Below are 9,175 nucleotides of genomic sequence, written 5' to 3' on the forward strand. Positions count from 1 at the left end.
GGTTAATGCCCACAAAACTAGTTAAAAAGTTCAAAAGTCGAAAGGTGCAAGAGTCAAAAAGTCGAATGGTCAAAGAGTCGAAAAGTCGAAGAGTCAAAGAGTCAAAAAGTCGAATGGTCAAAGAGTCGAAAAGTCGAATGGTCGAAGAGTCGAACTTCGACTTCTCTCCCCTACCTAAAAGTTGGCAAGCGAATACCTAATCAGGATATTCAAATATCAATATTGATGATTATTCTTTCGCGATTTAGGAATCCATTTTTTACTTTTGGGCAAACAAATTGTCCGAACATGCAAAATTCAACCTTCCTTTCAAGTTTATCCATTCACGAATCGTGGAATGCATTTCTCAGCAATGATATTATTGATCTGATTCAGAATATCGAATCGTCCATTTCGATGGAAAGTGCAACTCCTAAAAAGGAACTGGTACTTCGATTTTTGGAAATGGATTTAGAGAAGATTCCTGTTGTGATCCTGGGACAAGATCCATATCCGCAGGAAGGTGTTGCCACAGGTCGTGCTTTTGAAGTAAACGGATTGAATTCGTGGTTCGATAAATTCAGGAATGTATCGCTAAAAAATATCTTAAGAAGTATTTATAAGGCCTACACAGCCGAAGAATTGAAGTATTCGGAGATTTTAAAGCAGCTAAACGAAGGTGATCGTTTGCCTATGGATGGTGAGTTTAAAGTACTTCCTCCCAATCAGCTGTTTCGATACTGGTGGGAGAAGGAGAATGTATTGTTGCTCAACACAGCTTTTACATGTGAAGTAGGAAATCCGAACTCTCACACAAAAATCTGGTCAGAATTTACCCAGAAACTTCTTACTTATATTGCCAGCAAAAACAAGGAAGCAGTTTGGTTTTTATGGGGAAATAATGCTCAGAATATTGTTGCCAACATTCAAATCGAAAATAAAATTGAAACCTCCCACCCAATGATGTGCTACCAGAGAGAGAATGACATTTTGTTCGGAAAAATTAATCCGTTTAGCGAAACAAAAACCAAGGTAAACTGGCTGGGAATCGAACAATAATTTTACTTTTCAGAGAAATTGTGCAATCCTCACTTAATTACGGTTAAAGTGTGTTAAAAATTGTAACAATCGGAATTTAAGTTCAATGAGTGAACTATATTTATCATTCATTACTTAAAAGCAGAAGATTGAAGACAACCATTAGCACCATAATTTTACTGATTTTATTGATCAATACCGCTCTATCTCAGAACAAGCAAGATCAAACCTTTATCGTTTCGGGTAAAGTAATCAATAGCGAAACCAAAGAGGGCGTTTCTTACGCACATGTGAATTTGGACGATACCTACTGGGGAATTATCTGCGACAGCCTGGGTTTTTTCAGAATTCGGGTAAACCCTGATCAGAAGCTTAAAGTTACCGCAATGGGATTTAAGGCACAGGTTGTAGACATTCAAACGCCAAGTGTTGAGAATGAAATTTTCCAGGAAGTTTATATGGACAAGGAAAGTTTTATGCTGCGTGAGGTAAAAGTCTATTCTTTTGGAAGCTGGAACGAATTTAAAGAGCAATTTGTAAAATCTAAAGCGCCTGAAGATCCGGATGCATCATTAGCCATGAGTTTTGGTGATTTTACAAAAGACGAGTACACAGGAAGGGCTTTAAGAAGACAAGGTGCAGGTGTTAGCTTTGGCTTTGGTAACGGGAAAAAGAAATACAAAGGGATGAAAGTTCCAACAAGATTGGAAGAAATTCATGCTGGCTTATTGGCTGAAAAATACAATCGGAATATCGTTGCTGATATTACAAAAGAGCATGGCAAAAGGTTGGATATTTTAATGAAATACATCAACTCAAGAAGTAGTTTTACGCATCAAACAAGCGATTTATATATCGTTCGAAAAATTAAGCAATTGCATAAAGAATTTTTAAAGGAGAATCCCGACTGGGATTACAATTTTTCGTATGCCGATTCGCTTGGAAAAATACAAAACCACCTACGACCTTAAGCCCTACATAACCACTATAAATGAAAGCCTGCTCTCCAACTCTTTTGATCTTTACCCTATTCCTTTTTTCGGGCAATATTACGGCTCAAACATTTCTGCAAGATTCTACCATCAGTATATCGGGAATGATATTAAGCGAGAAAAGTAAAGAGCCGATTGAAAATGCAATTGTTACCATTAAAAGAACCCGAAGAGGTGTAATTAGTGACAGTGCGGGTGTGTTTCATTTGCAAATTCAGCCCAAAGACACATTGGTGGTAAGTTCGATGGGATATGAAATTATTCAATGGCCTGTGCCTTTGATTATAGATCCTGATTTTCCGCCATTTTTCAAAATCCATCTAAAAGGTCAGGCGGTTTTATTAAAAGAGGTAGATATTTATGCACTAGGCACCTGGGAAGAGTTTAAGGAAGATTTTGTGAAGACCAAAACTCCCCCTAAAAAAAACATGGGAGAAAAATACAAGCTGAATGAGGTGCAGATGATGAAAATCAGACAAAAAGAATTAGAAACCACACCTCCCAATATTGTGGCAGGATTAATCGGATTGGGAAGCAAACTTTTTAAAAGAAAAAGAAAAGCTGAACCAGTATTCTCCGATGATATCAATTTCCTGCATCAGCAAATGCTTCAGAAAAAATTTAATCGGGAAATTGTTGCCGACCTAACCCATGAATCGGACAGTACACTAGAGAAAGTGTTTGTTTTTATCTGTAAGAATTCTGATTTTACCTACAAAGACAGTGAAATACATATTCAAACGAAAATTTTAGAACTTTACGAAGAATATTTGCAGGATCCTGAAAAAGCCAATTCAAGTATTCTAAGGCTTGATTCTTTGAATAAAATTCCAAACCACCTAAGACCATAACTGCTTCAAATGAAATTTGCATACAAAATTATAATAGTTCTGATCTTTGTTTTGCCAAGTTTTAACGGCAATGCCCAGGCATTTCTGCAAGATTCTGTGCTTAGTATTTCGGGTATGGTGTATTCTTCAAAAACCAACGAAGCCGTTCCCAATGCTACTGTGGCTATTAAAAGATCGCGTAAAGGTGTAATTTGTGACAGTACAGGAGTTTTCCATTTGCAAATTCAACAAAACGACACTTTGGTGATAAGTGCTTTGGGCTATGAAATGAAAGAGTGGCCAGTTCCTGTAATCCTTAATCCTGATTTTCCACCCTTTTTTCGGATCAAACTAAGAGACATTTCATACCTGCTAAAAGAAGTAGATATTTATGCATTGGGCACATGGGAAGAATTTAAAGATGAGTTTGTAAAAAGTAAGGTAGAAGAGAAAAATCCGATTAACAAAGACATTGGCAAACAATTGGAACCTTACAACACCAGGGAACCAAACCCTGTTCCTGCCCGATACCGACCTAAAGTAGAAGGGAAAATGGGCGTTGTTGATGCCATTTTCAGACCCACAGATTTTCTTCACAACAAGTTCAGCAAAAAAGAAAAGGCCAAGAAAAGATTGAGCAAAATGATTAAAAACGAGAGCAAGAACAAAAAAATAAGCTCGAAGTACAATGCTGAAATTGTTGCCGATGCTACAGGTTTAAAAGGGGATGAATTGGTAGATTTTATGGAATTCTGCGGAAAAAAAATTCATGTCACCGAAAAATCTACCGATTACGATGTGATGAAACAAATTTTAGATTTGTTCGAAGAATACCAAAAACTTTCTACAAAAGAGGAGTAAACAAACGGGCAACCGATTCTTTCATTTTTTGAGATTTTGAACGATTTACCCATCGATCAAGAATCACCTCATCGCTCTGCTTCAGATCTTCCAGAAAACGCTCTCGCAGTTCAAGCGTTATTTTTTCATCGTACACCAGGGCGTTCACCTCAAAGTTCTGCTCAAAACTACGCACATCCATATTTGCCGTTCCTACCGTTGCCATAATTCCATCAACAGTCATGATTTTACTGTGGTTAAACCCTGCTTTGTAAAAATAGATGCGAACTCCAGCTTCCAATAATTCTTCGATGTAGGATAAAGTTCCCCAATAGGTCATGAATGAATCAGATTTATTGGGAATCAGAACCCGTACATCTACTCCACTCATGGCCGAAGTTTTTAGTGCCATTAGAATACTGCCATTGGGCATAAAATATGGCGATGAAATGTAAACATTCCGTTTGGCCGATGTAATGGCAGAAAAATAGGCCTGCATAATACTTGCCCAGTCGGAATCGGCTCCGGAGGCGGTAATTTGCAACAAACATTTCTCCTTTGCTTTAGTATTTGGCAGGTATTTTTCATTCAGCAATACCTCCTGTCGAACAAAGTACCAGTCAATCAGGAATACAATTTGCAAACTCGAAGCTGCCTCTCCCATTACCTTTAAGTGGGTATCGCGCCAAATGCCAATATCAGGAATGCCATGAAGATATCGATCAGCAAAATTTAAACCACCAACAAAAGCAGTGCTTCCATCGATCACAATAATTTTTCTGTGATTTCGATAGTTGACCCTACTGGTTAAAATGGGAAAACGAACCGGCAAAAAGGCCTGCACTTTAACACCCGCATTTTCTAATGTTTCTACATATTGTTTGCTGAGTTTCCAACTGCCTACATCATCGTAAATCACACGAACTTCTACGCCACTTTTGGCTTTATTAACCAATATTTCAAGCAATTCCGAAGCCAATTCTCCATCTTCGATAATATAATATTCCAAATGGATATGGTCTTTTGCCTTTCGTAAGGCCTCGAAAATTGCAGAGAAAGTTTCCTTACCATCATTCAATATTTCTACCTTATTGTTTCCACTCAGTAAAGCCTTCGAATTGTTCAGCAACAAGGTCATGATGTTCTTCTTCTCATGAATTCGTTCATCTTTCAGGAAACGACTTTTTTCCAATCTGAGTTTCTGATCCTGACTCATCACCTGTAGCCACTTTAAATCGCCAAAGCCTTTTAAACTAAACATCTTGCGCTTGCGAAAACTCTGTCCGAAAACCAGGTAAACCACAAAACCAAAAATGGGAAGGAAAATGAGAACCAATATCCATGATATGGTTTTTAGCGGACTTCTATTTTCGAGTAATACAATGACAATGGTAGCAAAAATGGTAAGCGCATAGATAATTCCAAGCACTTGAAAAAAGTGCAGCCAAAAATCCGACCAATTTATTGATAGTAACATAAAAGTACGAGAATAGAAGATTTGTATCTTTGCTTTCTAAAATCGCTTTCAGATGTAGGAAACGAAATTCTCATCTAAAGCAAAATCATGCAAATATAATGTGCCAATTAAACAACATACAATCTACAATAAATTACATAAAAAAAGAACTTGAAGGCATTTATAGTTTACGCGAGTGTGAAAGTGTGGCTTATATCCTGCTTGAAAATGTGCTTGATTACTCGAGAACGCAGATTCAACTGAATAAAAATGAATCGATTTCTAAGGAACAATATAATCAGATCAGGAATTACATTTCGGAATTACAGGAGAACAAACCCATTCAGTATATATTGGGCGAAGCAGATTTTTACGAAATGAAATTCAAAGTAAACAGGCACACTTTAATTCCAAGGCCCGAAACAGAAGAGTTGGTTCATGCCATTATCAATGAAAATAAGAAAGAAAAGTTGAATGTACTTGATATAGGAACAGGAAGTGGTTGTATTCCGATTTGCCTGGCCAAACACCTACAAGAAGCAAATGTTACAAGTGTTGACATATCGGCGGAAGCCATTGCTACGGCCAAAGAAAACGCTGAAGTAAATCAAGTAAAAGTTCATTTTTTTGAAAGAGACATTTTGGCCTGGGAAAATTTTGAGTGGCAGCAACTGGATATTATCGTGAGTAATCCGCCTTATGTTACCATGGCCGAAAAAGAGAAAATGGAGAAAAATGTATTGGATTTTGAACCACATACTGCTCTTTTTGTAAGCAATCATGATCCTTTGATTTTTTACCGAAGAATTGCAGAGCTGGCTATTGCTCATCTTAAAAAAGATGGAATGTTGTATTTTGAAATCAACGAAAGTTTAGGCAAAGAAATGATTGATTTACTTGAACAGAGAGGATTTTCGAACATCAAACTTCGACAGGATATTAATGGCAAAGACAGAATGATTTCGGCACAAAAATCCTAAGAACTGACACTAAAAAAGTATGTATAAAAAGACAGACAAACATATTAGTACACAAGCGGCTCTTTCGAAGGTTCAGTTTATTTGCAGCAAACAGGAAAAGTGCTGTAGCGATATTCGTAAAAAATTGCAGGACTGGAACATCTCAATGGATGATCAGGACGAGATAATTGAATCATTACTTGAAGATAAATTTATTGATGAAAGCCGTTTTACGAATTTTTATGTGCGCGATAAATACCGTTTCAACAAATGGGGACGAAAAAAAATATCCTACCATTTAAAACACAAACAAATTCCTGAAAGCATTATAAACGAAGCCTTAGACCAAATAAATGATGAAGAGTACAGGGAAAATCTTCAGGACATATTGCAATCGAAATTACGAAGCTTAAAAGATGATGATCACTACCAGCTGAAGACCAAACTATATCGCTTTGCTCAAAGCAGAGGTTTCGAGTCGCAGCTCGCTTTAAACCTTATTGATGATTTACTGTCTGACCTGAATGAATCACCTGGATTCGATTAAAAACACTTGGCTCATTTATCCGATGAAATATAAATGAGATCATTTTTTCATTTTATTTTGGCAAGCTTATTGTTAAGGAATGTTTATCTTTAATTTTTGCTATTGAATCTTACACTAAATCAGTACAAATGATAAAAACTTTACGCACAACGCTTAATTTTACTCTGATATTGCTCCTGCTTGTTGGCTGTTCGGCTCAAGAAAGTATGGCAAAAAGAAGACCCCCTAAATGGGTGAAGGAACGACCAATTACGCCCGATTACTACGTGGGAATTTCGGTGGTTAAAAAAGACGATTCTAAAACCAATTATATACAACTTGCAAAAAACCAGGCTCTTTACGATTTGTGTTCTGAAATTTCTGTGAATATTTCGGCAAATTCGGTACTTCAACAATTCGAAGATGAAAGAGAATTTCGCGAGGAGTTTGAATCCAATATCCAAACCTCCTTAATGGAAGAACTGGAAGGTTATGAAATTGTAGGATCGTGGGATAATAAAAAAGGGAAGGAATATTGGGTATACTATCGATTGTCGAAATCGCAATATGCTTTGCAGAAACGAATTAAGCTGAACAAAGCAAAAAAACTGGCTCAAAACTTTTTCGAACAGGCCAAACTCAGCGAAGAAAAACTAGATATTTACCAGGCTCTTAATTACTACGCCAAAGCATTGGATGCCATCAAGAAACATCTTGACGAAGATTTATCGGTAATGACCTTTAATGGAAAAATTAACCTGGGCAGCGATATCTACAACTCGATTCAGAACATTTTTAAAAGAACTGAATTGACACCTGACAGAAAGGCCATTCGAATTGAGATATCAACCTCGAAAAAAGAGCCTATCCTGATTAAAGCTGAATGGTTGGGAGAAAGTGGCAACAGCCTGATTTCGAATCTTCCATTGGCCATTGATTTTGTAAAAGGTGAAGGAGTTTTGAACAATAGAATAAGCACCGATGAATTTGGATATGCAGCCTCTCAACTTTCGAAAGTAACTTCGAAAATGAAATTACAAGAAATCGAAGTTGGCTTGGATATGAGCTCTATTCTCAATGAAGAGTCGGAAAATTATCAATTGAATAAGTTATTCTTTACGCCAGAATCGGCTCCAAAAAGTAAGATTATTATCAATGTTGAGCGATTAAAGGCATACCTGAATTTTAGTGAGAAAATTTTTGGAAAGGATTCGAATCGGCAAATTTTAAAGAACAATGTGAAGAAAGAACTTTCGGAAAATTTCTTCTCGTTTACCAACGACAAAGAAAAAGCGAAAGTGATTCTCGATATCAATACCAATGTTACCAAAGGTGAGATTAAAGAAGGAAGAAACTACAAGGTATTTATTGTGTATCTGGATTGCTTTTTCTCATTAACAGATGCGAATAGCGGCATGGAAATTTTTAACGATGCCATTTACGAGGTGAAAGGAATGAAACCAATTAGCTACGATTATGCTGTAAAAGAGGCTTACGAGCAGGCAGTTGATGAAATTCACAACACCATTATTCCAAAACTGAATCAATTAGACTTATAAAAATTAGTAATGAATCATAGTAATGAGCATTGATTTGCGCCATTACACTAAAAAATTCGAACAAATGAAAACAAGAAAATTACAATCGTTATTCCTTGGTTTAGGAGTTTTATTAGCTGCAGGTTTAAGTTCTTGTGGATCGGCTGAAAAAGCAGTATCAACAAAGGCACAAGGAGAAGAGCTAATCGAAGTTTTTTGTACTGGTCCGGAATACCAAAGTGATAAGAACCACTTTAGAGCTTCTGCTATTGGTGAAAGTTTAGACCAAATGGTAGCAAAGAAAAAGGCTGGAACCAATGCTCGCGCTGAATTGGCTACTTTAATTCAGTCGACAGTACAGGGAACCATCGACAACTACGTAAACTCAACAGAGTTAAACAATGTTGAACAGGTTGAAGAGCGTTTCGAAGGTTTAACCCGCGAGGTGATTAATCAGCAACTGAACAACATTAAGGTAATCTGCGAAAAACAAACCAGAACTGCACAGAACAAATACAAAACCTATATTGCTCTTGAGATGAGTGCAAAAGATTTGGAAGAAGCAATTAACCAAAGACTATCTCAGGAAGACAAGTTAAAAGTAGATTACGATTACGAAAAATTCAAGAAAACTTTCGAAGCAGAAATGCAGAAATTGCAAGCTCAGCAAAGAGGTTTCTAAAAGATACTGAATGAAATCAGGAAAGCGCATGGTTCGAAACTGTGCGCTTTTTTTATGGAACAGTTTTTATCAAATCAGGCAATAAAGCTTCATTGTTAATTGCTAAGTGTTACTTACCTTTACAGCTTAATTATAGACAGATTAAAATGATTACAACAGACCAGCTAAAATCTTTAGCACAACGCACGGAGGCGCCAAGAAAGGTAATCTGAGGTATCTTTGATATTGATGCCAAACTAATTCAAATAATTACTCTCCAAAAACATAGAAGCAGATTTGATTGACATCGATATTTTAATATTCAGTTGTTACTTAAATTGAACCATAGGCATTTA

9 protein-coding genes are annotated in these 9,175 nt (G+C 36.7%); 8 read left to right on the forward strand and 1 reads right to left on the reverse strand.

Going from position 1 to position 9,175, the window contains the following annotated elements; all coding sequences use genetic code 11:
* Positions 1–288: 288 nt before the first annotated feature.
* From ELS83_RS03775 to ELS83_RS03790, 4 genes are all read left to right on the forward strand, one after another.
* Positions 289–1,038 carry a uracil-DNA glycosylase gene (locus ELS83_RS03775; RefSeq protein WP_171594194.1) on the forward strand — a complete coding sequence of 250 codons (750 nt, stop codon included), beginning with the start codon at positions 289–291 and terminating at the stop codon, positions 1,036–1,038.
* 128 nt (positions 1,039–1,166) lie between these two features.
* A complete protein-coding gene (locus ELS83_RS03780) occupies positions 1,167–1,988 on the forward strand; it encodes a carboxypeptidase-like regulatory domain-containing protein (protein ID WP_171594195.1) in 822 nt (273 codons plus the stop codon).
* A gap of 20 nt (positions 1,989–2,008) precedes the next feature.
* Complete coding sequence (locus tag ELS83_RS03785; RefSeq protein WP_171594196.1) at positions 2,009–2,860, forward strand: carboxypeptidase-like regulatory domain-containing protein; 852 nt, start codon at positions 2,009–2,011, stop codon at positions 2,858–2,860.
* 9 nt (positions 2,861–2,869) lie between these two features.
* Positions 2,870–3,700, forward strand: a complete 831-nt coding sequence (locus ELS83_RS03790; RefSeq protein ID WP_171594197.1) for a carboxypeptidase-like regulatory domain-containing protein — start codon at positions 2,870–2,872, stop codon at positions 3,698–3,700.
* On the opposite strand, the gene cls is transcribed toward ELS83_RS03790, so the two are convergent.
* The gene (gene cls / locus ELS83_RS03795; RefSeq protein ID WP_171594198.1) at positions 3,684–5,156 is read right to left on the reverse strand and encodes a cardiolipin synthase; all 1,473 of its coding nucleotides are present in this window, start codon (positions 5,154–5,156) and stop codon (positions 3,684–3,686) included. The two genes, ELS83_RS03790 and cls, sit on opposite strands and share 17 nt — an antisense overlap.
* Positions 5,157–5,254: 98 nt before the next feature.
* On the opposite strand from cls, the gene prmC reads away from it, so the two are divergent.
* The 4 genes from prmC to ELS83_RS03815 all read left to right on the forward strand — a co-directional run bounded on the left by prmC (position 5,255) and on the right by ELS83_RS03815 (position 8,840).
* Positions 5,255–6,115, forward strand: coding sequence for a peptide chain release factor N(5)-glutamine methyltransferase (gene prmC, locus ELS83_RS03800; RefSeq protein WP_171594199.1), 861 nt, complete (start codon positions 5,255–5,257; stop codon positions 6,113–6,115).
* A gap of 19 nt (positions 6,116–6,134) precedes the next feature.
* Positions 6,135–6,641: a regulatory protein RecX gene (locus tag ELS83_RS03805; RefSeq protein ID WP_171594200.1), complete on the forward strand. Its 507-nt coding sequence runs from the start codon at positions 6,135–6,137 to the stop codon at positions 6,639–6,641.
* Positions 6,642–6,769: 128 nt separating this feature from the next.
* On the forward strand, positions 6,770–8,179 hold the full coding sequence (locus ELS83_RS03810; RefSeq protein WP_171594201.1) for an LPP20 family lipoprotein: 1,410 nt from the start codon (positions 6,770–6,772) through the stop codon (positions 8,177–8,179).
* Between the two features lie 64 nt (positions 8,180–8,243).
* Positions 8,244–8,840, forward strand: coding sequence for an LPP20 family lipoprotein (locus tag ELS83_RS03815; protein ID WP_171594202.1), 597 nt, complete (start codon positions 8,244–8,246; stop codon positions 8,838–8,840).
* The last annotated feature ends 335 nt before the right edge of the window (positions 8,841–9,175 follow it).

This window comes from Marinifilum caeruleilacunae (assembly GCF_013141825.1).
GTDB lineage: Bacteria > Bacteroidota > Bacteroidia > Bacteroidales > Marinifilaceae > Marinifilum > Marinifilum caeruleilacunae.

Coding starts and splice junctions, on each gene's coding strand:
- ELS83_RS03775 (WP_171594194.1), top strand. CDS start 289: ATGCAAAATTCAACCTTCCTTTCAAGTTTATCCATTCACGAATCGTGG.
- ELS83_RS03785 (WP_171594196.1), top strand. CDS start 2,009: ATGAAAGCCTGCTCTCCAACTCTTTTGATCTTTACCCTATTCCTTTTT.
- ELS83_RS03790 (WP_171594197.1), top strand. CDS start 2,870: ATGAAATTTGCATACAAAATTATAATAGTTCTGATCTTTGTTTTGCCA.
- cls (WP_171594198.1), bottom strand. CDS start 5,156: ATGTTACTATCAATAAATTGGTCGGATTTTTGGCTGCACTTTTTTCAA.
- prmC (WP_171594199.1), top strand. CDS start 5,255: ATGTGCCAATTAAACAACATACAATCTACAATAAATTACATAAAAAAA.
- ELS83_RS03805 (WP_171594200.1), top strand. CDS start 6,135: ATGTATAAAAAGACAGACAAACATATTAGTACACAAGCGGCTCTTTCG.
- ELS83_RS03810 (WP_171594201.1), top strand. CDS start 6,770: ATGATAAAAACTTTACGCACAACGCTTAATTTTACTCTGATATTGCTC.
- ELS83_RS03815 (WP_171594202.1), top strand. CDS start 8,244: ATGAAAACAAGAAAATTACAATCGTTATTCCTTGGTTTAGGAGTTTTA.